This is a genomic window from Microcoleus sp. Z1_B2 (genome assembly GCF_036700325.1).
GTDB lineage: Bacteria > Cyanobacteriota > Cyanobacteriia > Cyanobacteriales > Microcoleaceae > Microcoleus.
Window position 1 is genome coordinate 14,206 of the sequence record NZ_JAUBOQ010000052.1, and the last position, 25,737, is coordinate 39,942.

General features: G+C 43.7%; 10 protein-coding genes. 6 read left to right on the top strand and 4 right to left on the bottom strand.

The window, feature by feature from the left end; genetic code table 11:
- Positions 1 to 286 precede the first annotated feature (286 nt).
- The 4 genes from QT984_RS24565 (at position 287) to QT984_RS24580 (ending at position 7,472) form a co-directional block, all read left to right on the top strand.
- On the top strand, positions 287 to 2,227 hold the full coding sequence (locus tag QT984_RS24565; protein ID WP_333056992.1) for a response regulator: 1,941 nt from the start codon (positions 287 to 289) through the stop codon (positions 2,225 to 2,227).
- Positions 2,228 to 4,135, top strand: a complete 1,908-nt coding sequence (locus tag QT984_RS24570; RefSeq protein WP_333056993.1) for a PAS domain S-box protein — start codon at positions 2,228 to 2,230, stop codon at positions 4,133 to 4,135.
- A 1,094-nt stretch (positions 4,136 to 5,229) separates the two neighbouring features.
- A complete protein-coding gene (locus QT984_RS24575) occupies positions 5,230 to 5,682 on the top strand; it encodes a response regulator (RefSeq protein ID WP_333056994.1) in 453 nt (150 codons plus the stop codon).
- Positions 5,683 to 5,810: 128 nt separating this feature from the next.
- The gene (locus tag QT984_RS24580; RefSeq protein ID WP_333056996.1) at positions 5,811 to 7,472 is read left to right on the top strand and encodes a diguanylate cyclase domain-containing protein; all 1,662 of its coding nucleotides are present in this window, start codon (positions 5,811 to 5,813) and stop codon (positions 7,470 to 7,472) included.
- 363 nt (positions 7,473 to 7,835) lie between these two features.
- On the opposite strand, the gene QT984_RS24585 is transcribed toward QT984_RS24580, so the two are convergent.
- From QT984_RS24585 to QT984_RS24600, 4 genes are all read right to left on the bottom strand, one after another.
- Positions 7,836 to 12,854 (bottom strand): PAS domain S-box protein, encoded by a 5,019-nt coding sequence (locus tag QT984_RS24585; RefSeq protein ID WP_333056997.1) that lies wholly within the window; start codon positions 12,852 to 12,854, stop codon positions 7,836 to 7,838.
- A gap of 688 nt (positions 12,855 to 13,542) precedes the next feature.
- Positions 13,543 to 14,748 carry a hybrid sensor histidine kinase/response regulator gene (locus tag QT984_RS24590; protein WP_333056998.1) on the bottom strand — a complete coding sequence of 402 codons (1,206 nt, stop codon included), beginning with the start codon at positions 14,746 to 14,748 and terminating at the stop codon, positions 13,543 to 13,545.
- Positions 14,749 to 15,023: 275 nt separating this feature from the next.
- The gene (locus QT984_RS24595) at positions 15,024 to 21,512 is read right to left on the bottom strand and encodes a PAS domain S-box protein (RefSeq protein WP_333056999.1); all 6,489 of its coding nucleotides are present in this window, start codon (positions 21,510 to 21,512) and stop codon (positions 15,024 to 15,026) included.
- Between the two features lie 502 nt (positions 21,513 to 22,014).
- Positions 22,015 to 22,146 (bottom strand): hypothetical protein, encoded by a 132-nt coding sequence (locus QT984_RS24600; protein WP_333057001.1) that lies wholly within the window; start codon positions 22,144 to 22,146, stop codon positions 22,015 to 22,017.
- A gap of 262 nt (positions 22,147 to 22,408) precedes the next feature.
- Here QT984_RS24600 and ppsA point away from each other — a divergent pair, with 262 nt between their 5' ends.
- The gene (ppsA, locus tag QT984_RS24605) at positions 22,409 to 24,886 is read left to right on the top strand and encodes a phosphoenolpyruvate synthase (RefSeq protein WP_333057002.1); all 2,478 of its coding nucleotides are present in this window, start codon (positions 22,409 to 22,411) and stop codon (positions 24,884 to 24,886) included.
- Positions 24,887 to 25,168: 282 nt separating this feature from the next.
- Positions 25,169 to 25,489 (top strand): DUF6464 family protein, encoded by a 321-nt coding sequence (locus QT984_RS24610; RefSeq protein WP_333057003.1) that lies wholly within the window; start codon positions 25,169 to 25,171, stop codon positions 25,487 to 25,489.
- Positions 25,490 to 25,737: the final 248 nt, after the last annotated feature.

Sequence of the window (25,737 nt, forward strand, 5' to 3'; positions counted from 1 at the left end):
AAGAAGGGATAATAGTGGCAGGTTCAGGATTATTGATTGTGTAGGTCGATCGCCTATTTGTAAACTCGCCTGCGGGCGATCGACTAATTTACTTGTAGCCAAGCTCCACACCCTGCCAATCATCAGTCCTTCCCAATTCTTTAATCTCCAATATCTAATCTCAAATCTTAACTAGGATAAGTTCTGTAAATATAAAAGGAGTTGATTGAGGAGGGAGTGCTATAATGACTATTTAACCACTATTGATAATTCCCACAAATTTTAAATTAACAAAAAATAGCGATCGATGATCAAAAATCAAATAGAAGAAAATAAAGGCAACATATTAATTGTTGACGATACTCCAGAAAATTTGCAAGTTTTATCAGCAACGCTGTCCGATAGGGGCTACAAAGTCCGCGGCGTAATTAACGGCAAAATGGCAATCAGGGCCGCGCGCTCTGGTTGTCCCGATTTGATTTTGCTCGACATCAAAATGCCGGAAATGGACGGCTACGAAGTCTGCACCCAGCTCAAGGAAGATCCGAAGACATCCGAAATTCCTGTGATTTTTATCAGCGCTTTAGATGAAGTATTGGACAAACTAACCGCCTTTCAAGTGGGAGGGGTTGATTATGTCACAAAACCGTTTCATGTAGCAGAAGTTTTAGCGCGAATCGAACACCAACTGACTATCCAGAGATTGAAAAAACAATTGCTCGATCGCAATAAAGAACTGCAAGAAGAAATAATAGAACGCAAAAAAGCCGAAGAAGCAGCGGCCGCTGCATCGCTAGCAAAAAGTCAATTCGTTGCCAACATGAGCCACGAATTGCGGACTCCCCTGAACGCCATCCTGGGTTTTACCCAAGTCATGAGCCGCGACTCTTTGCTGGGCCACGAAAATCTCGAAAATCTCCGAATTATTAACCGCAGCGGTCAACATTTGCTGGAACTAATTAACGATGTTTTAGACTTGTCGAAAATAGAAGCAGGGATAATTGGCTTAGATCAACGCAGCTTTGACCTTTATCAACTCCTCGACACTCTCGAAGAAATGTTTCAAATTAAAGCTGAAACAAAAAAAATGCAACTGAGATTTTCCGTCGAGGCTAATGTTCCCCAATATATAAAAACTGACGAAAAAAAGCTGCGCGTTTGCTTAATTAACCTGCTGGCAAATGCCATGAAATTCACTCACGACGGGGGCCGTATTTGGCTGCGCGTGAGCGTGGAAAGCAACCAGCCACAGTCGGCAGAATCGGAAACTCATCTTAACTATACCTTCGTCGATCCATTGTTAATTTTGTTTGAAGTTGAAGACACTGGAATTGGCATAGCAGCAGCAGAAATTGATACTTTATTTGATGCTTTTGTGCAAACACAAGCGGGGAGAAAAGCGGCTGATGGTACGGGATTGGGTTTGACAATTACTAAAAAATACGTGCAAATAATGGGGGGGGATATTTGGGTGAAAAGTGTTTTAGGTGAGGGAACCAGTTTTAAATTTAATATCCGAGTATTTGCCGCTATTTCGTCGGAAATAACAGTGGCGACATTCCAGCGTGCGATCGGACTAGAAGCAGATCAACCGATTTATCGGATTTTAGCAGTTGACGACAATCAAGAAAATCGGCTGCTGCTGGTTAAAATGTTGCAACCAATTGGTTTTGAAGTCCGAGAAGCGGAAAATGGCTACCAAGCGGTTGAACTTTGGGAAAGTTGGCAGCCTCATTTAATTTGGCTGGATACGCGAATGCCAGTAATGGACGGTTTTGAAGCTGTCCGACAAATTAGAGCCAAAGAGAAACAAACTCAGTGGCGAACTGTAATTATTGCTCTGACTGCTAGCACTTTTGAGGAAAAAAAAGGCGAAATTATCGCCGCAGGTTGCGACGATTTTGTGCGGAAACCTTTTCAAGAACAAATCCTTTTTGATAAGATGGCTTGCTACTTGGGAGTGCGCTATCTTTATCAAGAGTTGCCCCGACTCCCTGTCGGGGCTTTACGGCGTTATTGTGTGAACGAAAAACCCGATTCATTTTTCGGAGGGCTGCTGGCTCAAATGCCTCAAAGCTGGGTGAAGGAACTCCATGACGCAGCTAATGATGTTAATGAAGAGCTGGCGATTCAACTTGTCGATCGCATCTGGGAAAGTCATCCAACTTTAGCTGAGGCTTTAAAAGATTTGCTTGCCGATTACCGACTCGACAAGATAATGGATTTAACTCGATCGAGTTTAAAATAAATGGATAATAGCGAAATTAAAGTATTGGTGGTTGATGACCAACCAAGCAATCTGCGGTTCTTATCCAAACTGCTAACATCCCAGGGCTATCAAGTTTACCGAGCTATTTCCGGTCAACTGGCGTTGAATGTGGCGATCGCCCATCGCCCGGATTTAATTTTGCTCGACATTAGAATGCCGGAAATGAGCGGTTATGAAGTTTGTCGGAGACTGAAAGCGACACCTGAAACTGAACAAATTCCGGTAATTTTTTTAAGCGTATTAGATGAAATGAACGATAAATTACAAGCTTTTCGAGTAGGAGGCGCCGACTATATTACGAAACCATTTCAAGTAGAAGAAGTTTTAGCGCGCATCGACAAGCAAGTCCGCTTGCAAAAGCTGCAACAGCAATTAAAAGAACAAAATTATCAACTGCAACAGTCGCAGTCGCTGCTGGCTAGCATATTAAATAGTTCCTTAGACTGTGTGGTGGCTTATTCTGCAGTCCGCAACAGTGAGGGAAATATTGTAGATTTCCAGTGGCTGTTGATTAACCCTGCTGCTGAAAAATTTTATGGTCTGCTATTAAATGAGATAGTTGGCAAGAATTTGTTAGCCAAAGTTTCCCAAGTTAGCAATAACAGGTTATTTGATTTGTATGTTTCTGTAGTAGAAACAGGAGAAACTGTAGACCAAGAATTTTATTATGAACAGGAGGGAGATACAATTGTTTGGCTGCACATTGTGGCGGTCAAATTAAACGATGGTCTGGCAGTAACATTTCGTAACATTACCGAGCGTAAACGAGCAGAAATTGCCCTACGAGACAGCGAAGAACGCTTCCGCGCGATATTCGAGCAAGCTGCGGTCGGCATAGCTAAAACAGCGCTTTGCGGTAAATTTATGCGGGTAAATCCTGGCTTTTGTCAAATTGTCCGCTATGCACAATCTGAATTGTTACAGCAAAATTGGGAGGCAATTACTCACCCAGATGACAGAGAAGCGGACAGAGAATACCTGGGTTCGCTGTTATCTGGGAAGATTCAAACTTTTTCTGTGGAAAAGCGTTTGCTATGCAAAGATGAGGCAGTGCGCTGGGCAAATGTTACTGTGTCGGCAATGCGCGATGTCAAGGGGACGCTGCAGTATTTGATTTGTGCGATCGAGGATATTTCTGAACGCAAGCTGGTACAAGAAATGCTGCAAGCGAGTTTAGACGCTCAAACCCGCTACGCTCAAGAATTAACTCGTTCTAATGCCGAACTAGAACAGTTTGCTTATGTGGCTTCTCATGATTTGCAAGCGCCTTTGAGCACGATTGCTGGCTACGCTCAACTATTAGAAAAACGCTTTCCCAACCAACTTGATGCCCAAGGGAATAAATTTATCCGCAATATTGTTCATTCTTGCGATCGGATGCAGGCGCTCATTGATGACTTGCTGGAGTATTCGCGGGTAGGTCGCAGTCAGAAACCTTTTGAGCTCATAGATTGCAATCAGGTTTTTGAGGATGCTTGTGCTAATTTGCATTTGGCCATCCGCGAGAATCAAGCTTCAGTTACTAAGGGGAATTTGCCAAGGGTAAAAGCTGACTCTTTTCAACTGCTGCAACTGTTTCAAAATTTAATTGGTAACGCCATTAAGTACCGCAGCAGTGAGGCGCCGGTGGTGCAGGTGGACGCTTCGCATCAGGGGGATAGCTGGGTGTTTTCAGTGCAGGATAATGGTATTGGGATTGCCTCACAGTATCATCCGCGAATTTTTCAGATTTTTCAGCGCTTGCACACCCAAAAACAGTATTCGGGAACTGGTATCGGTTTAGCGATTTGTCAAAGAATTGTCGAGCGGCATGGCGGCAGCCTGTGGGTAGAATCAGAACCCAATCGAGGCTCGACTTTTTATTTTTCTATTCCTATATCAAAGTAAAGTCAATCGATTTTAGATTTTAGATTTTAGATTTTAGATTTTAGGTTTTAGGTTTTAGATTGCAGATTTTAGGTTTTAGATTGTAGATTGTAGATTGTAGATTTTAGGTTTTAGGTTTTAGATTGTAGATTGTAGATTTTAGGTTTTAGATTGTAGATTGTAGATTGTAGATTGTAGATTGTAGATTGTAGATTGTAGATTTTAGATTTTAGATTGTAGATTGTAGATTTTAGATTTTAGATTTTAGATTTTAGATTTTAGATTTTAGATTTTAGATTTTAGATTTTAGATTTTAGATTTTAGATTGTAGATTTTAGATTTTAGATTTTAGATTTTAGATTTTAGATTTTAGGTTCTAGATTTTAGATTTTAGATTTTAGATTTTAGGTTTTAGATTGTAGATTTTAGATTTTAGATTTTAGATTTTAGGTTGTAGATTTTAGGTTGTAGATTTTAGATTTTAGGTTGTAGATTGTAGATTGTAGATTGTAGATTTTAGGTTTTAGATTTTAGATTTTAGAATTGAAGAAAGCGACTCCACTGATAAATCCGGGGGCAAGTGAAGAGGATTCGGAGCTTTTTTCTCGCTCCACGGATGAATCCGGGGGCTTGTCACCAAATTGCTTGATTGTCACCCGTCCTTTACTTAAGCTTTAAATATCTTTATCTTTTCTTTACAAAAATGCTTATAAAGTGTAGCATATTCACTGATGACATCGAGCTATAAATCTATCAATATAAATCTATTAGCTCTATCCTTATACAACTTATAAATCAGCGGTGCGCGCAAGACTTGTTAATTTTTTTCAACTGTATCCAGAGCATCTTGCTTTGGGATGCAGTAGTTTCCATAGTAGTTCGCGGAGAAAGATTTGTGATGTGTTTGCAGTTTGCAGGTTTTCGGACAGACTGCCAAGTGAAACAATCATGATTCGCAAACCTTTGCAAATGCAGAAAAAATGTAAATTATTGCAACACAATTTCAGTGTTCTCTGCAAGATTTACCGGATGATGGCAAGAGATTATTGGCAGGTACTCAGACACGGATCAAAGTCCAGCGACCTCACAAAAAACGTTCGGAGTGAGGCAAAGCCGTGAATTATAAAAAGAAAAGATTTACTCTTTTAATAGCCAACGATGACGAGGATACGCGCTTTTTGGTGAAGGAAGCACTGGGAGAAGTTCGATTTGAAATTACGAGCGAATTTGTGGAAAATGGAGAACAAGTTCTAGACTACTTGTACCGTCGTGGTCAATATGTTGGTAGCAGCAATTGGCATCAGCCAGACTTGATACTTTTGGATCTGAATATGCCGAGGCTGGACGGGCGAGAAACACTAAGTTTGATCAGAGCTGACCCTCATTTGCAACAAATTCCGGTTGTAATACTCACAACTTCCCACCGCAGAGGAGATATCTTGCTTTGCTACCGCTTGGGAGCCAATTCTTTCATATCCAAACCAGTAACTTTTGAAGGATTGCTGGAAGTAATGAAGACTTTATGTGAGTATTGGTTTGAGATCGTTTCACTCCCACCGGATATGTAAGCTTTAATGGAGCGCTAAATGCGTAGTTTGAGTGTATAGTGAATTTGATAAGCGGAAATATTTGCCGATCGCAAGTATCGCTATCAAAACAAAAAAGTTGCCTTCGACTCGCTCCGAACGCTATAGTTGTGTTAACACGTAACCAATGTCTGAAAATTTTGTTGGTTGAGGATGACCTCGGAGATCCGACAATGATCGAAGACCTTCTAGGGTCATTCAGCGAGTCTCTATTTCTTCTCCAAACTGTTAAGTCTCTGGAGATAGGAGTTGGGCGTCTGGAAGTAGACAAGTTTGACGCCGTACTATTAGATTTGTCACTGTCAGACAGCTTGAGGGGAAGCGAGGCGATCGCAGTTTTGAAAGGGCGATGGCCGACATTGCCAATTGTGGTGCTGACAGATATCAACGATGAAAATATTGCCCGCTCAGTATTGCGCTGGGGCGCTCAAGATTGTTTGGTAAAGGGAAGATTTCACCGAACTCTGCTGGTGCGGGCTATCCATTACGCGATCGAACGCCAGCAAATCGAAGAACAATTGCGGCAGCAGGCTCTGCGACAGCGGCTGTTGGGCAAAATGATCGAACATATTCGATCGTCAATAGATCCGGCAAACATTCTCCAAAGTACCGTCGCAGAAGTGCGCCAATTTCTCCAAACAGACCGCGTTTTAATTTATCGCTGTCAGGATTGGGTGTCTCAATTGGACGGGGAAGAGCAAAAAGGTGCGATCGTCGCAGGTGACGGTTTGCCAGAAGGTTATATTGAAAACCAAAATATTAGTGCTGCTTTGGCGGTGTCATGCTTTGTTTTAGTCGAATCCCAATCGGTACAAGCAATAGCAGATGTCAACACTGCCCCCTTGGCTGGCAGTTGCAAAGAATTGTTGACAGATTGTGAAATTGCAGCAGTTATCAGCGTACCAATTTGGCAATCAGGCGACTGGGAAACGGCAAAAGAAACACAAGAAGCCAGTGTTTGGGAAGTCGAGAACAATCAAGATGCAGCGGAAAATTATATCTGGCACCAGGCGAGTGGCAAACCGCAGGCCCAGGGTAAAAATTTGCCGGATTCGATCGCAGAAAATGGCAATAGTTTGTGGGGAATGCTGACAGCATACAATTGCAGCGGTGTCAGGGAATGGCAACAGTGGGAAATAGATTTTTTACAGCACTTGGCAAATCAAGTGGCGATCGCGATCGAACAATCTCAACTTTACCGCAAGCTAGCAATAGCCAATCAAAAATTGCAGCAACTGGCAACTACTGACGGACTGACTGGCATTGCCAATCGTCGCCAGTTCGATCGAGTTTTGAGCTTAGAGTGGCGCAGATTGGCCAGAGAGGAACTGCCGCTGTCTTTAATTATGTTTGACATCGACTTTTTTAAACTTTACAACGAGTTTTATGGGCACCTCGGCGGGGACGATTGTTTGCGCCAAGTTGCCGGGGCGATCGCCAGCGCCACCAACCGGGCTGGGGATTTGACTGCCCGCTACGGTGGCGAAGAATTTGCCCTAGTGCTGCCCAACACTAGCGCCGAAGGGGCAAACGCTGTCGCCCAAAAAATTTGCGACGGCATCGCCAGCTTGAAACTACCCCACGCGCGATCGTCGATCGGCCCCTACGTTACCCTCAGTTGCGGCATTGCGACAGCGATTCCTTCTGCCCGGGAATCTCCCAATGCCCTAATTCGCAGCGCTGACAGCGCCCTTTTTAAAGCCAAAACCGAAGGCAAAAATCGCATTTGTCACGCCAGCAGTAACTCGGAATCTTCCCCGATTGTTATGTAAAATTTGAAGGTAATTTGTAATATCGTGTTTGATTTTTCACTCACAACTCATAACTCATAACTTATATTGTTGACCTTGGCATCAGAATAATTTTTTGATATCATGTCCGTTCGATTGACCATAATATCACGGTCGGGCGGGTTTTTGAGATTGTTAATTATTAGCAGATATTGTTGGTGAACCCGCCCCTACCTGATTTCTGCTAATCGACCGGACATGATATTACTTGTTTAGGAACAGGCTTTTCGGCCTGTTCCACAAGAAAATTCTCTCTTTGTGGAACAGGCCGAAAAGCCTGTTCTTGAGAAGGGTGCCAGATGTGAGATATTGCCCATTTCCGCTTTCCAATTACCAATTGCTAATTTATTGCCCCAAATTTGAATTCCTACCAGTTAAATTCGGCCGCACTGGAATTTCAATTAAAAACTCCGCTCCCTCACCCGGTGTCGAAATACAGCTCAATCGGCCGCCGTGGCGATCGACGATAATCGAGTGAGAAATCGACAGTCCCAAACCCGTACCCTTGCCCACAGGTTTAGTCGTGAAAAATGGGTCAAACAGCCTCGATCGCACTGACTCCGGTATCCCCCCCCCGTTGTCGGCAATCGATACCGCTACGAAGCCCCCAGCCACCTGATAACTGCGAATAGCGATCGTGCTGGGATGTCGATCGCACTCCTCGATCGAACGCTGCTTGTCCCGTTCTTCCAAAGCATCGATCGCATTAATCAAAATATTCATAAATACCTGATTCAACTCGCCAGGAAAACATTCAATTTGTGGCAAGAGTTGGTAGTCTTTAACTATCTGAATTTCTCCATGACTGCTGTGAGATTTTAACCGATTTTGCAAAATCATCAAAGTGCTATCAATTCCCTCGTGAATGTTAACCGACTTCCCTGCGGACTCGTCCAATCGGGAAAAATTACGCAACGATTTCACAATCTCGACAATTCGCTCGGTTCCTACTTGCATCGAGTTAAACAATTTCGGGAAATCCTCAACAATATAATCCAAGTCTATTTCATCAATTTTATCCAAGACTTGGGCCGGAGGATGAGGACAGTAATGCTGGTAAACTTTAATCAATTCCAGCAAATCTAAAGTGTAATTGCGAGCCGGACTGAGATTGCCGTGAATAAAGCTAACGGGGTTATTAATTTCGTGAGCAACACCAGCAACTAACTGACCCAAACTCACCATTTTTTCATTTTGAACGAGCTGAGCTTGAGTCGTTCGGAGCTTGTTAATAGCTGCTTCTAACTCTAGCGCTTTTGAACGTTCTCGCGCTTCCGATTCCTGCAAAGCTGACTCGGCTTGTTTGCGATCGGCAATTTCACTTTGTGCTTGCTCAAACAGCATTGATTGCTGGATCGCGATCGCCAACTGCACGCTAATTTGTTTGAGACACTCGACCTCAATTTCCAGCCAGCGACGGCGGCCCGCGCACTCGTGGGCAATCAATAGCCCCCACAACTTGTCGCCTTGCAAAATCGGCACTACCAAATTAGCTCGCACCTGAAATTGACTTAATAAATTAATGTAGCACTGGGAAAGACCTGCTTTGTAAATATCATCCACAGCTAAAGGGCGACCGTCTTCGTAAGCCGAAGCATGGCTGTCTTCAAAGCACGAATCTTTAATAGTTATTCCCTGAATCGACTGCCAAGTTTCGCCCACCGACTCGACTGTTATAAAACCGCTCCAATCGGGATTAAAACGATAAATAACTGTCCGGTCTGTTTGCAAAAACTGCCGTACCTCAGCAACAGTTTTTGTCAAAATTTCTTCTAAATTGAGAGAAGATCGAATGCGTTCCAGCATTTTTACCACCAGGCGTTCGCGCTTTAATTGCTGGCGCAAGATAGCCTCAGCAAGTTTGCGAGAGCTAATATCTTCAATCACACCAATTAAGTAGCTAGGTTCCCCAAACCCATCCCGCACTAAAGATACAGTCATATTAGTCCAAACAAATGAACCGTCTTTGCGAATAAAGCGTTTCTCAAGGGAATAATTACAAATTTCCCCAGCTAACAGTCTGTCGCGCGACTCGACATCTGCTGCTACATCTTCGGGGTGAGAAATGTCCCCAACATTTCGCGATTTTAGCTCTAATTCTGAGTAGCAGACAATATTGCAAAACCCTTGATTTGCATTCAAAAATTGACCGTCGCGCCACACTTTGACAATGCCAATCGCCGCTTGTTCAAATACAGCTCGAAATCGCTGTTCGCTTTCTTGTAAAGCAATTTCTGCTTTTTTGCGATGGCTAATGTCCATTGCCGTGCCACACAGCCGGACCACCTGACCCAACTCATTTTTAACAGCTTTTCCTTTAGCGTTAACGTGCCTAATTTCTCCTGATGGAAAATAGATGCGGTGGTCGATATCGTAAGCTGTTCCTTCAGTCACTGCTTTTTGTACAACTTCTGCAAACCTTTCTTTGTCATCGGCATGAATTTGCTCTAAAAGTTCTTCCATTGTCGGCGGCCGATTCAATTCTCGACCGTAAACTCGAAACAGTTCTTCCGACCAAGTAATAACTCCTGTCTCCCTATCAAATTCCCAATTGCCGATGCGGGCTATTTTTTGCGCTGCTTGCAACTGTTCGGCAAGTTGTTGCAAAGATGCGATCAACTGCGTTTTTTCGGCTTCTGCTGCAACGCGGGCGCTGATATCTTTGTGAGTGCCTGTTATCCGCAGCGGCGTACCCCATTCGTCGTACTCGACGACCTTGCCCATCGCCAGAATCCACTGCCAATTGCCCGCTTTATTGAGCATCCGAAATTCAAATTCATAGATATCAGTCTCACCTTCCAAATAGGAATTTAAACATTCCATTACCTTCACTCGGTCTTCGGGATGCAGCAAAGTTTCCCAACATTTGAGGTTATTTTCAATTTCGGTTTCTGCATAGCCTAGCATTGATTTCCAATAAAAGTCGAAATAAGTTTCGCCAGTAGCTATATTCCAATCCCACAGCCCCAAAGAGCTACCGGAAACCGCCAACTGTAATCGCTCTTGACTGAGTTTTAATGCCGATTCGGTGCGTTTTATTTCTGTGAGGTCGGCAATTATGGCTATCATTCCTATCGGTTGCTTAGCGCTATCTTTAATGCAGTTAGCCCGCAAAAAAGTTTCTATAATATCGCCATTTTTACTCTTGATTTCAATTTCACTTTCCCAGGAAAAACCTTTCCGCAGCACCCTAAATAACTTTCTCAAGTCTTGAGATTTGGGGTACATTACTGCTGGGCCGCCGGCATTATTTAGTTCCTCCACTGTATAGCCGTAGCGCTGAATAAATGCTTGATTATGATAAACGGAATAACCGTCTAAATCTGCGATCGCGATCGCATCACTAGCACTGTCTACAGCTTGAGTTACTAGGCACAGAGTCAGTTCGGCTTGTTTGCGATCGGTAATATCAAAAATCGCTCTGTCGAGCCACAAAACCAGCCCTTCCAGATTGTAAGTTGGCCTACCTCTTTCCGACACCCACCGCACCGCTCCGTCATCGCGAACAATCCGGTATTCTAGATTGTACGGCTGTTTCGACTCTACTGCTGCGCTGATTTGTCGATCGACCATTTCCTTGTCTGCCTCGTGGACAATGCTCGCAAAACTTAAGCCGTTGTTGCGAATAAAATCTCCAGCAGGATACCCACTAATTACCTCAATTTCATCGCTAATAAATACCATCGTCCACTCAGCATCGTACAAGCTGCGGCAGATAGCGCCAGGGATATTCTCAACGAGCGATCGAAATCTGGCTTCGCTCTCCCGCAAAGCTGCTTCAGTCTGCTTTAAATCAGTAATATCCAGCACGATCCCTTCCCAAACTATATCCCCTTCCTGCCCTATTTTAGTCGCAAAATCAACTCGTTCCGGTCTCGAAACCCCTTGCATCCACTTAAGTTTTCCCGACGGTACAATCGCCCGCCATTCCTGCTGCCATGGCTGCATATTTGCCGCAGAAACAGCAATAGATTCTTCAAATTTTTGACAATCATCTGGATGAATAAAATCAAAAAGTAGTTGAGGATTATGCTGAATATTTTCTGGCTCCAATTCATATAAATCGATGCTCCCCGAAGAAATATAAGGGAAACTTTTTTTTCCGTCTGTTGAGAGACGAAATTGATAAATTATTCCCGGTAAATTGGCTGCAAGTTGCCGAAGTCTAGCTTCGCTTTCTTGCTGCGCTAATTGTTTGCGCCTATCCTCAGTGATATCTCGAATTATCCCGACGAGATTTTTACTGCCATCGCTATTTTCAAATACAGTTTTTTTAGTAGACAAAATGTGCTTTGCACCGCGGCCGTCCGTAAATATTTCCTCGCTCTCGTTTTCTTCCCCCGTCCTAAAAACTTGTTCGTCATTCTGCCAAAAAATCTCAGCTTCTTGTCTTGGGAAAAAGTCATAATCCGACTTGCCCAGCAGTTCCTCGCGCTCCTTGCCGAGCAGCTTGCAAAAAGCATCATTTAACAGTATCCAGCGGTGCTGTTCATCCTTGACAAAAAGTGGGTCTGCCACTGCATCGATTGTATAATTCAAAAACTTTTTACTAGCTTCTAGTTCGGAAAGTGCTAAAATTTTATCGGTAATATCATTGATAGTTCCTGTCGTCCCCTGCGCCCCGCCGTTCTCGCCCCAAAGAAAAAATTCTTGCACTTCTACCCACCGAATTTCGCCATTTTTTGTAAGATATCGAATTTGATAGCAATTGGATGTTTCTTGATTTTCGCTCAGACCTGTCAACGAATTTAAATATTGGTATTGATCCTCAGAATGAATGTAACTCAAACAGGAAGTTCCTAAGCTTTCATCAACGGTAAATCCGGTGATTTCTGTCCAAGCCGGATTGAGAAAAGTCCAATTGCCCGCCGTATTTGTTTCAAAAACAACTTCTTTGATATTGTCAACAACCTGCTGGTATTTTTCTTGACTTTTTTTCCATTCTGCTTGCCGTTTCTGGCGGGCGATCGCGCACCTGAGCGTCCGTACCAGCAGCCGGCTGTCTACCTGTCTTTTCACCAGATAATCTTGGGCGCCGGCGGCAATTAACTCGACAGCTAGTTCTTCGTCATCAGCCGCTGTCAGAATGACGATCGGAGTATTGATACCGCAATCTTGAAGTCGGAAAAAAGTATTAAATTTTGGGCTGTCAGGAAGTGAAATATCTAATAAAATTACATCAAAAATTTGCTCCCTTAAAATTTCTATCGCTTCACGAAAGCGAACTACATTGGTCACATCAATTAAGTGTCCTAGTTGGGGTTCAGACAGCAGTTCTTGAATGAACTCTGCATCTTCGGCACAATCTTCTACTAAAAGAATTTTTAAACTAAGCGTTAAAGTTGACTCAAACACAGATGTCATACCATTTTAGATTTTAGATTTTAGATTTTAGATTTGGAATGACTGATGACTGATGACTATCGCGGTTTGGCTGTTGCGTAAACTAGCATTTTTTTTACGGGTATCCTTTTGCTATTTTTTAGTAATTATAAAATCTCAGCAGCGGATGCAGCTACCTAGCTGATGATTGGGGAACTTGAAGCACACGCTTTAGAGTGCGCTGTGTGCTTGCAGACCACCCAGATTTATTTGTAGAATTGAGTTGTTCGCTGCAAGTTGTCCGCCTGGCCCCAAACCTAGTGGCCCAAAACTATTATACTCTTACCAATATTGCAACTCAACTCTATTTTAATTTACAACCTTTGGCAGGGGAATAGCAAGAGGCAAATCAAAAGAACGCGGATTAATCAGGATTGGCATTGCTGATAGCCTTTGAAAATTTAGATTTTAAATAGCCGTTTAAAGCTTGCCTAAAGTTAAAATATTTGTTTTTGGAATAGTCTTACTAAGCTAGGAGAATTACCGTTAATTTACAAAATCCGCTCTGAGATTGTGTCCGGTTAATAGCCCGCAATTAGCGCTTGTTTGTATTGAGCAATGCAAGTCCTCTCTTGAGCGAGTAACCAAGACTTGCATTCCATGCTACAAATTTAATTACAAACTTAATTATGGTTGTCTAACCCGACACAAGTTAACTCAGTTGAGTCGCTCAATTTGTCTGCGGTTTGGGCAGCACAACTGTAAACACGCTGCCTTGACCGACATTGCTGCTAATAGCAATTTCACCGTTAAAAGGTTTTAAAAGTTCAATACAAGTATAAAGTCCTAGACCAGTTCCTGTTGGTTCACCTTCCGTTTTTGCCTCGCCTTTAGGCGGCTTGGATGTGTAAAAAGGATCAAAAAGTTTTGGCAAATCTTCAGATGATATGCCGCATCCCGTATCTGCAATATCCATGTATATGTTCGAGTCGTCTTGCCGCGTCACGATAGTTATTTCTCTGCTTTTCTTTTCCCACATAGCATCCATTGCATTATTAATTAAATTATAAAATACTTGAGAAAGATAGGAATAAATCAATGGAATACTGTCAATTTCTTCGTCATAAAAGTATTTTTTTCTAATTTTATTTTTAAAATATAGGTTGCCTTCCAATAGCTGAATTTCTCGCTGCACTAAATCGTTGATATTCACCGGGTGCAAATCTTGCTTTTGCTCGTTGCGGCTTTTCATCATCAGAGTATCCATGATCTGATTGATTTTTGTGACTGCTTGAAAAATATACTTAGTATAATTAAACAGAGAGTCTTCTTGAATTTGTGTGGCTTTTGTTTCAATCAAATCGACGCTAGTCTGAATCACTTGCAGCGGACTTTTGAGGTTGTGAACCATGCCCTGAGTCAAACGTCCGATGATGGCTGTTTTTTCCTGGTTGATTAATTGCTTGGTTTTTTGTTCAACAAGTCTTTCCAGGTTTTGGTTGAGGTGGGCAAGTTCGAGGTTTTTTTCTTCGAGTTTTTTTTGCAAGCTGCGGATTGTCAAGTGGGTTTGAATCCGGCTCAAAACTTCTTCGTGCTGGAAAGGCTTAGTGATGTAGTCAACTGCTCCTGTCTGAAAGCCTTTTACTTTATCAGGCGTATCGGAAAGGGCGCTCATAAATATGATGGGAATATCTTGCGTTGACGCGTCTGCTTTCAAGCGTCGGCAAGTTTCAAAACCGTCAATTCCTGGCATCATGATATCCAAAAGAATCAAGTCGGGATGAATGTAGTCAATTTGCTCGATCGCACTTTCGCCGTCTAGAGCCACTAATACTTTAAACCCGTAATTCCTTAACAACTCGAAAAGTACGTCAAGATTTGTTTGGTTGTCATCGACAATTTGTATGATGCTTCTTTCGGAATTCTTATCGTTCATATTCAAGGGAAATATTAAAATTTTTGATTTTTGATTGGTGGTTTGTGAGTTTAAATCGGATTCAAGTGATTTTCTGCGGCTCTAGAAATCCGGTTGCTTCATAGATGCCTTTATTTGCAATCACTATTTTCTTTTGTGGGCGGGATCTGGGGTCCAACCCCTACTCGCCACAAGAAATTCAGTCTCTGTGGAACAAGCCGGGAAGCTTGTTGCTGACCATGGTGCAAGATCAGAGATTTAACTGATTTTAAGTTGTCTGTTAGCTACCGTCAATTTTAGGACAAATGTTGCTTCAAAAAATCTCGAATTTGCTTGAGCTGAAATCCTTTAGCAAGTTGGCGCAGGTGATGAACGAAAGGCACTAATGTCGGCTCAGAATGTTCGAGTTTAGCAGTTTCTTCCAGAATAGCTTCAATATCGCCCATTGCAGCCAATCTTAACAACGCCAAGACTGACTCTGAGGCAGGAGACACCATCGTTGAGTCAGCAGCAGCAATCTCAGAAGATGCTTTGGCAGTTTGATCTGTCCGCTTTCTGGTTTGCGATCCTTCTTCGTAAACCCATTCTAGTCTCAAATGCAGGCGCAATAATTCTAAAAGCTCATTAGTTTGAATCGGCTTGGTGATAAAATTATCGCAACCTGCAAGTATGCTCTCTTGCTTGGTAGTCTCGTAAACGTTAGCGGACAAAGCAAGGATAACCGTATCTTTTAATTCCGGCAACTGTCGCAGCCGCCTGGTAGCTTCCCAACCGTTCATTACCGGCATCAGCAAATCCATTAAAATTATATCCGGTAGAAATTCCTGTGCTTTGTGCAAACAGTCTTCGCCGTCTGTAGCTTCTGCAATTTCAAAGCCTAAATGAAAAAGCAGCCTGTGCAACATGGCGCGATTTACTTCGTGATCGTCCACGATTAGCACTTTCCGCTGGGGGCCGATAAAACCTACAAGCCGCCTTTTTTCTTGTCGGGAGGGAAGTTCCGAACACTGCGCGACTGCGGGTAAGTCTAGATCCAACCAAAATATGCTGCCTTTGCCGGAGGTACTTTGGACGCGAATTTGGCTGCCCATCATTTTGACTAATTTTTGGCTGATGGAAAGTCCCAGTCCCGTACCTTCGACGAAATTGTTATGATCGCCCACTTGATGAAAAGGCAAAAATATTTCTTCTAATTTATTCTGAGAAATGCCAATGCCGGTATCTTCGATTTGAAAGCGAATTTTAGGGGTAGGGGAACGGCCAGTATTGTCTGTTGTCACCTCGCGCGTTTCTGTTGTTCCCAGCGGCGGGTTAGACATTTGCTGCGCGTCTAAATTAGCGGTCAAATTGATTGTTTTAGGTGCAATTTCCGCTGTCCAAATCGAACTTTTGCTGTTGGTTTGATGATAATTATCGGGGAAATTTTCTGCATAACCGACTTTGAATGTAACGCTGCCGCTGTTCGTAAACTTAACGGCATTGCTGAGCAAATTAATCAAAACTTGACGCAACCTTTTTTCGTCTGCCAAAATGCCATCTGGCAGCGCTGACACCTGCTCGTAATTAAAGGCAATTCCTTTTTGAGCAGAGCGCATCTGGAACAAATCAATAATACTTTTAACAAAACTGGAAAAATGCAGGTTTGTCAGAGACAGATCCATTTTACTAGCTTCGATTTTTGAGAGGTCTAAAACATCATTAATCAGCATCAGCAGGTGGTTGCCACACTGGTGAATGTTGTTAAGACTTTCCTGTTGATCGGCGGTAAAGTTTTTATCGACTTTTAGCAGTTGAATGTATCCCAAAATCCCGTTCAAAGGCGTCCGCAATTCGTGGCTCATGTTCGCGAGAAAGTCGCTTTTAGCGCGGTTGGCGGATTCGGCGGCTTCTTTAGCTAATTGCAGGGCGGCTTCTGCAAGTTTGCGATCGGCAATTTCGGTTTGTGCTTGTTCAAATAGCATCGATTGCTGAATGGCGATCGCCAACTGCACCCCCAATTGTTTTAGGCACTCTCCCTCCAATTGTTGCCAGGGACGCGGGCCCGTGCAGTGGTGGGCAATTAACAGCCCCCACAAGTTTTCGCCTTGCAAAATCGGCACTACCAGATTCGCTCTCACGTCTAGCCGAGTCAACAAACCCAAGTGGCAGTCGGCTAGGCCCGCATTGTGAACATCTTCTATGGCTCTAATTCTACCGTCTTGGTAAAGATGAACGTAGGCTGCCCCGAAACAGGGGTCATAAATTTCCATTCCTACAATTGGTCGAACATTTTCGGCAACCGACTCAACAGCGATAAACCCGCTCCAATCAGGATTGAATTGATAAATAATAGTGCGGTCTACTTGCAAAAAATGACGCACTTCTTCGACACTTTTGGTTAAAATTTCTTCAAGATTTAGAGAATATCTAATGCGTTCCAACATGGCTACTGCCAACTGTTCGCGCTTTAATTTTTGTCGCAAAATTAATTCCGATTCTTTGCGTTTTGTGATATCAGTAATTACTGCAATCAAGCCGATTGAATTACTATGAATATCTTGAATACTGTCGGCTCGCACCAGAGCAGTTACTGCTTCGTTGCTCTTAGTTTGCAGTGCAACTTCGCCACACCAAGAGCGACCTTTGCGAAGGCTTTTATAGATTTGTTTGTAATTTTTATGCCGGACATACAGCGCGGTCATATCGCCAAGATTATTGAGTTCTTCCACTGTGTAGCCGTAGCGCTGAATAAAGGCTTGATTGTGATAAATAGACCGCCCTTTCAAGTCGGCGATCACGATCGCATCGCTGGTACTTTCGACGGCTTGAGTGACCTGCAGTAAAGCTAATTCTGCTGCTTTGCGATCGCTAATATCCGTCATCGAACCCACCATCCGCAGAGGGTTTCCGGCTTCGTCCCACACTGCTTGAGCGCGGGCGAGCACCCACTTATAGCTACCGTCTTTGCACTGCAAGCGGTATTCGGCGGCGTAATTGGGGGTTTGCCGATCGAGATAACCTTGGATCGCTGCTTGCACTCGTGAGCGATCGTCTGGATGGATGCGATCGATCGATGCGCTGTTGGTGCTGTCGATTTCGCCGTCTGTGTAACCGATAATTTCTTGCCAGCGGGCCGAGCGAAAAGCTTCATTTGTTTGAAGATTCAGATCCCAAATTCCGTCTTGATTGCCTTTAAGAACTAACTGCCAGCGTTCTTCACTTTTACGCAATTCTTCTTCGGCTTGTTTGCGCTGAATATGATCGCCCAACTGAGTCGCTACAGCCTTGACCAACTCTACTATACGCGGTTCCATAATCGAGCGATCGCGCTTGCAGAATACTAAAACTGCCAGCACCTTTGAACTAGCGTGAATTGGCACTCCGAAACAAGCTTTCAATCCGACTGATTTCGCCATTTGCGATCGGGCAAAAAGATGATTTGTGGCTAGAGAAATATCTTCAATCCATTCTACATTTCTGGTTGACCAAATCCGTCCAGGTACTGCCACTCCGGCGGCGAATCTAATTCTTTTACTTTCGCGGCCGAACCTATCTAAATCGCGATCGCTAGCGTACCAAGTTTCGCTATGTTCCAAACAACTACCGTTAGCAGTCGGTATCCAAGCTTCCGCAAAATTCCAGCCGATCGCATTGCACAGCAACCGCAGAATTTCCGGGAGGGCGCTGTGAAAATCGGCAGACTGACTAATAGCTTGAGTTGCGGCCAGCAACAGCTTTATTTCATCTTCTGCTTGCTTGCTTTCGGTAATATCAGTTGCCGTGCCGAGAATTTGTTTTAACTTACCGTCTGCTGTTTTGGCAAATACAGTATCTCGGCTAACCATCCAGCGCCAAGAACCATCCTTGTGCCTAATTCTGTATTCAATTTCAAAGATATCCCCTTCGCTGCCTGTTTCGACTTGCTGTAAATAATCAGGCATTTTGATTAAATTTTCGGGGTGGATTAAAGTTGACATCATCCACGGCCCCATTGCCTGAATTTCCTCTACTGTATAGCCAAGAATGTGGTAGATAGAAGCGTTCCCATAGATATTTTTTTTTTCAATTAAGTCACAAACATACAAAATATTAGGAATTGCCCCAGCAATTTGCTGAGCGAATCGCTGGCTTTCCCGCAGTGCTGCTTCTGCTTGTTTTCTTTGAGAAATATCGCGAACAACGCAAATAGTTTCTCCGCCGGCTAGCATTGTCAGCGATACATCGAGAGGGACTTCCGATCCGTCGCGGCGGCATCCTACTGCTTCGGTGCTGTAAGAACCTTTCTGCACTAAAGTCGGCAGGACTTCTTGCTCGAACCTTTGCAGTTCTGCACCTTGGTAGAATATTTTCCAACTTTTACCTAAGATTTCTTCGAGAGAGTTGTAACCGTAGATATTGAGTCGTGCTGCGTTGCAATAAATCACCTCTTTGTCGGCACTGAATATGGCGATACCTTCGGAAGCAGCCGCCATTGCTGCTGCTTGCCTGTGGAGTTTTGACTCGAAACGTTTGCGATTGGTGATGTCGCGGACGATCGCGATAATTTCGTCATCCGTGCAGAAAACAATTCTCGCTTCAAAATCGTACAGTTCATCATTAACGGGCATTTGATATTCTACAACTTGAATCTCGCCAGTGGCGATCGCTTGTTGATGGCCCGACAAGATTTTGTCAGCAAAAGCAGCAGGCAATATGTCTTGTGCTTTTTTGCCGATTAGTGCTTTTTGCGGTAGGATATTATCGAAATCTTTTGCAGGTTTGAAGTCTACAAAAGTGCCGTCTGCCCGACAGCGAAATATCATGTCTGGTATCGCATTTAAAAGAGCGCGGTTGGTGGCTGCGCTCTTACGCAATTCAGCTTCAGCTTGCTTGCTAAATGTAACATCGCGAGCCACGGCATAAATCAAACCTTCTTCTGCAAACGGCGATGCAGTCCACGACAGCCATTTATAAGTACCATCTTGGCAAAGATAGCGGTTTTCTAAGCTAATAATCGGGTGGCTTTTTTTAAGTTTTTCTAATTCCGCTACAGTAATTTCTAGGTCTTCTGGATGGACTAATTCTATCAAAGGTTTGGCTAAGATTTCATCGCTGCTATAACCCAATACATTTGACCAAGCGGGGTTTAAGCGTTTGAAATAGCCGTCAAAACCTGCAATGCAAAGTAAATCCAGCGAGAGATTAAAAAATCGATCGCGGTCTTGCTGGGTTTGTTTCAATTCCGTAACATCCATCACTAAACCGTCCCAAACTATATCGCCGTTTGCTTGCTTTTCTGGCTTCGACGCGCCTTGAAGCCATTTCACTCGATCTCCCATAACTTGCCGCCACTGGTGTTGCCAAGCTTGCTGAGTCGCCGCTGAAGTTGCCATCGATCGCTGCAAGTCTGAGATGTCGTCTGGGTGAACTGTTGCAAAAGCCAAACTGGCATTTTCTTCTATTTCTTCTGGCTTTAAATTGTATATCTGCCAACTGCCAGAAGAAACGTAAGTAAAAGATGTTTTACCATCTACATAAAGCCGATATTGATAAATCATTCCCGGCACGTTGTCCGTCATTATTTGAAATCGAGCTTCGCTTTCCTGCAACGCAATTTGCTGGCGTTTGTATTCGGTCACATCTCGCATTGTTCCAACCAACATTTTAGTCCCATCGGTTTTTTTAAATACTGTTTTTTTAGTAGATATAATGCGTTCTTGACCACCGCTATCTGTAAAAATTTCTTCTGTTTCCTGAGCAAGACTTCTTTGCAATACTTGCTCGTCTTGTTGCCAAAAAAAAGCCGCTTGTGCTGGGGGAAAATAATCGTATCCTGACTGGCCAATCAGTTCCGATCGCCTTTTTCCTATCAAATTGCAAAAAGCATCGTTTACAACGATCCATTTGTGCTGATCATCTTTGACAAAAATTGGATCGGGAGTAGAATTTATCGTGTGATTTAAAAACTCTTCTGATGCTTTTAATTGAGCTTCGTAACGGTAGCGATCGCTCACGTCCAAGACTACTTTAATCAGGCGGTCTATCGAGCCGTCTAGGGCGCGGATACAGCGAAGGTAAACTCTAGTATAAACGGTTTTTCCATCTTTTCTGCGCCATCTTTGGTCTAAAACATAGCCTTCACTCTGCCCTGCCAAAATTTTATTTAACTGCTCTAAACTAGACTGCAAGTCTTCAGGAAAAACCCACATTTCCCAATTCTCATGCCAAAAATCCTGGCGATCGTATCCCAGTAAATCGCACAAAGCATCGTTCACTTCCAACCACTCGCATTTTTCGGGTGCTGAGGGGGAAATAGGAGGAGCGAGAATGGCAATTCCGACGAGAGAATTCTCGACTACCGAGCGATATTTTTCTTCGCTTTTTCGTAAAGCTTCTTGGTTGTGCTGTCGCTCGACTGCGTAGCGAAGCGATCTAATTAACACTTCGCTGTCAATTTTTCGCTTGACTAGATAATCTTGAGCTCCGGCTTGGATTGACTGCAGGGCAAGCTCTTCATCGTTGCGGGCAGTCAGTACGACAATCGGAGTATTTAGACTATATTCTTGTATTTTGACAATTGTATTTAAGTCTTGGCTGTCTGGCAGCGAAAGGTCTAGTAAAATCACATCAAAATGTTCGCTGACCAAAAGTTCCTGCGCTTTGCTCAGACGGTCCGTACAACTTACTGATAGCCTTTGGGGTTCGGCTCTACTGGCGTTTGTTTCTAATAATAATTCTTCAATCAGATCGGCTTCTGCTTGATTGTCTTCGACCAGAAGAACTTTAAAGCCGTTTCGCTTTGCGGGTGGGCTCAAAACTGATATCATATACCTTGTTTTTTGTCATAAGGCAGTTTAGCCACCTATTATAGCATATAAACAATTGTATAGCCACAAAATCCGCCGTTCCCAGTTGAAAACTATTTGGTTCAACAATTACAATGCACTCTATCTTAGATGTTGAACGGTTCTCAATAACTGGCTTTCTGGCCCATTTCAGAAAGAGTAAATTTTCTTGGGAGGGTTTCTTCTAACCAGCTCTTAAAAGGCTTATTGAAAATGATATAATATCTGATATCTATGCGATTGTGTTTTTCCTCTAAGTAGGCTAACGCAATCAGGGGTAAATTTTTTAAGGTTTTTAGAATCTCGGTGTCAGGAGGAAACTAAGCTGCATAGTATTTTTTGAGGCGATCGCCCCTGTCACCCGATTTTAGATTTTAGATTTTAGATTTAGTCCACAGATGAATCGGAGAGGTTGAACTAGAATCTCCTATTTTTGGTGACTCACGACTCCTATCGGAAAGTAAGTATCGGTTTTTGGGCGGGTTCAGCCGATCGCGCGATCGAACCCCACCGTTTCTTGCCCTTGGATTCCGCTACCAACACAATCCCAGCGATATCCCCGCACCAATGAGCGCTCAACGCCAAAAAAGCGGTGAGAACTATCTTCGTTATTCATATTTTTACCACTTCTTTTATAATACCTTACATAAACTCATTCCTGCAAATTCTTTACGTTTTGCAATCAAATCAAATATCTCCACAGGCCTTGCTATTTAGCCAAAAAGTGATAATCTTGAAGTAGAGGCAATCGAAAACTCGGTTGATACAGCCTAGGAAAAAATCAGAGAACTTTGGTAGCCAAATTACAATTCCCAATAAACTGTCCTTTGTTTACTGTGCTTTGACCGAACTGAGATGAAGTTGAGAGGAAAAAAGCCATGATCGAAAAATTAGCAATTGATCAAAAACCCGGTGTAATTCCCAAAGAAAAAGCCTTAGTATTGTTATTTGATGAAGTCGGCATCGCCGACATCCCATTAGTAGGCGGTAAAAATGCTTCTTTGGGCGAAATGATTCAACAATTAACCAGCCAAGGAGTCAGAGTTCCCAACGGATTTGCAACTACAGCATACGCTTACCGGTACTTCATCCAGTCAGCGGGTTTAGAAGCTAAATTGCGCGAAATTTTTGCCGATTTAGACGTAGAAGATATGCAGAACCTGCGACAAAAAGGCAAGCAAGCGCGGGCACTGATTCTCGACACACCATTTCCGCGAGAACTCCAAGCGGCGATCGCCGATGCTTACGAAAAATTGTGCGATCGCTACGGCGACAGTACAGACGTAGCAGTGCGTTCCTCCGCCACCGCCGAAGACTTACCAGACGCCAGTTTCGCGGGACAGCAAGAAACCTACCTCAACGTCCAAGCTTGCGCTGGCGTCCTCGAATGCTGTCACAAATGCTTTGCTTCCATATTCACAGATCGCGCGATTTCCTACCGCCAACAGCGGGGTTTCGACCACTTTGAAGTCGCCCTATCAGTCGGCGTCCAAAAAATGGTGCGATCGGACTTAGCATCCTCCGGCGTCATGTTCAGCATCGACACCGAAACCGGATTTAAAAACGCCGTATTAGTCACCGCCGCCTACGGATTAGGCGAAAACGTCGTCCAAGGAACCGTCAATCCCGACGAATACTTCGTCTTTAAACCCACCTTAAAACAAGGTTTTCGTCCGATTTTAGACAAACGACTCGGCAGCAAAACACTCAAAATGGTGTACGATATCGGTGGTTCTAAATACACCAAAAACGTCTCGGTCATCGCAGCAGAAAAAAACAAATTTGCCATCAAAGATGATGAAATTTTGCAACTAGCAAAATGGGCAGTAGTCATCGAAGAACACTACTCAAAAGTGCGCGGAACGTACACCCCGATGGACATTGAGTGGGCAAAAGACGGCAATACCGGCGAATTGTTTATTGTCCAAGCGCGACCCGAAACAGTACAATCTCAAAAGTCTGCTAAAGTTTTGCGAAACTACAAATTGCAAGGCAGCAGTGCAGTTTTGGCAAAAGGACGCGCCGTTGGCGAATCAATCGGACAAGGCAAAGCCCGCGTGATTTTAGACGTTCACAGAATTGCTGAATTTCAATCAGGAGAAGTTTTAGTTACCAACAAAACAGACCCGGATTGGGAACCAATTATGAAAAAAGCAAGTGCGATCGTCACCAATTCCGGTGGGCGTACTTGTCACGCCGCCATCATCGCCAGAGAAATGGGAATTCCCGCCATTGTCGGCACCGGCGATGCCACCCAAATCTTGAAAAACGGGCAAGAAATCACTGTTTCTTGTTCCGAAGGAGATGAAGGCAAAGTTTATTCCGGTTTGCTTCCTTTTGAAATTCAAGAAACTGCGATCGAGAATTTACCCCGCACCCGCACTCAAATTTTAATGAATGTCGGGAACCCAGAAGAAGCCTTTGGTTTATCAGCCATTCCTTGCGACGGCGTAGGCTTAGCGCGGTTGGAATTCATCATTGCCAATCACATTAAAGCACACCCGCTGGCACTGATTCACTTTGACGAATTGGTGGATGAATCAGTCAAGGAAGAAATTGCAAACCTGACAGCACTTTACCAACACAAACCCGATTTCTTCACCGACAAACTCGCCCACGGAATTGCCACAATTGCCGCCGCATTTTATCCAAATCCCGTTATCGTGCGGATGAGCGATTTCAAGAGCAACGAATATGCTAATCTTTTGGGCGGGCGGCAGTTTGAACCCAAGGAAGAAAACCCGATGATCGGGTGGCGCGGCGCCTCTCGTTATTACGACCCGAATTACCGCGAAGCTTACGCTTTGGAATGCAAAGCATTAAAGCGAGTCCGCGACGAAATGGGCTTGACAAATGTGATTCCGATGATTCCATTTTGTCGCACCCCGGATGAAGGGCGAAAAGTGTTGGCAGAGATGGCAAAACACGGTTTAGTCAAGGGCGAAAACGGCTTGCAAGTGTATGTGATGTGCGAATTGCCAAGCAATGTCATATTTGCTGACGAATTTGCCCAAGTTTTTGACGGATTCTCGATCGGCTCTAACGATTTAACTCAGCTAACATTAGGATTAGACCGGGATTCTGCTTTAGTCGCACACATTTTTGACGAACGGAATGAAGCTGTCAAGCGCATGGTAGCAATTGCCATTAAAGCCGCCAAAAAGTACGATCGCAAGATTGGAATTTGCGGTCAAGCGCCCAGCGATTATCCTGAGTTTGCTCGTTTCTTGGTTGAGTTGGGAATTGATTCGATTAGTTTGAATCCCGATTCAGTTTTGAAGACTTTGTTAGATGTTGCTAAGGTAGAAGGTGCGGGTTCGCTGATGGATTTAGCGGGGGATATTGCTAAGGTTTAACCGTTTTGGTTTTGGAAAGCAACCGGGTTTCTCAAAAAGTTTGTGGGATGGGCGTCGGGCCCGTCCAAAAAAGACGGGCCCGACGCCCATCCCACAATAACAATTAAAATTGTAAGTTATTTAATTCGCCCTCCTCAGCAGCCAGCTAACGGTTAACACAGGGGCGGCCTAGTTTGAGACTTGATCGGGAACTTTTCTTATTTAAAACCGTCTTTTCGGGGAGGGTTTTTTGTTGCCATAGCCTAAATCAAAACAAATATTCTCCACATAAGCTCTGAAAAAGTGCTAACTGCTCTCCTAATTATTTTCATAGGTTTAGCTCCCTCGCTGCTGTCTTTGTGGGTGATGCGCTATGCCCAGAGCCAAGCCCGCGATAGAATTGCAGCCGCCAGACTTGCGGTAGCGAATAGACCAATCCGAACTCAACTACCAACTGCCGATCGCACTTACATACAAAGCCTCGGTTATGCTATCGGCGATATCACTTGCGAGTATAACGCCCGCTCAAATTACATTCGCTGCGCTGTCAATCCTTCTGGGCCCTGTCAAGATTGTCGGTACTACCAAGCCCGAACCCTTGACGCTCGCGGTGAAAAGATATAGCTTATATTGGTGCTTGTATCTACGTCTATTTGCGGATGTAATAATCAATGAGTTAAGATGTACTTACGTGTAATGATTATTGGTGAAGCTTGTTTTGGACGACCCACGCCCAAACTCAGCAGTTAAAACCTAATCGAGCATTATTGCTTGGTTACAGTTGCCATAACTGGCGGATTGCGATCGGTGTTTTTCTAGTTGATGACTTACGATCAGAAACCAGGTTTAGATGATAAATTTTGGTTAGACGA

What these genes read in the sequence shown, in the direction of transcription:
- QT984_RS24565 (WP_333056992.1), top strand. Translation starts at nt 287, where the DNA reads ATGATCAAAAATCAAATAGAAGAAAATAAAGGCAACATATTAATTGTT.
- QT984_RS24570 (WP_333056993.1), top strand. Translation starts at nt 2,228, where the DNA reads ATGGATAATAGCGAAATTAAAGTATTGGTGGTTGATGACCAACCAAGC.
- QT984_RS24585 (WP_333056997.1), bottom strand. Translation starts at nt 12,854, where the DNA reads ATGACATCTGTGTTTGAGTCAACTTTAACGCTTAGTTTAAAAATTCTT.
- QT984_RS24590 (WP_333056998.1), bottom strand. Translation starts at nt 14,748, where the DNA reads ATGAACGATAAGAATTCCGAAAGAAGCATCATACAAATTGTCGATGAC.
- QT984_RS24595 (WP_333056999.1), bottom strand. Translation starts at nt 21,512, where the DNA reads ATGATATCAGTTTTGAGCCCACCCGCAAAGCGAAACGGCTTTAAAGTT.
- QT984_RS24600 (WP_333057001.1), bottom strand. Translation starts at nt 22,146, where the DNA reads ATGAATAACGAAGATAGTTCTCACCGCTTTTTTGGCGTTGAGCGCTCA.
- ppsA (WP_333057002.1), top strand. Translation starts at nt 22,409, where the DNA reads ATGATCGAAAAATTAGCAATTGATCAAAAACCCGGTGTAATTCCCAAA.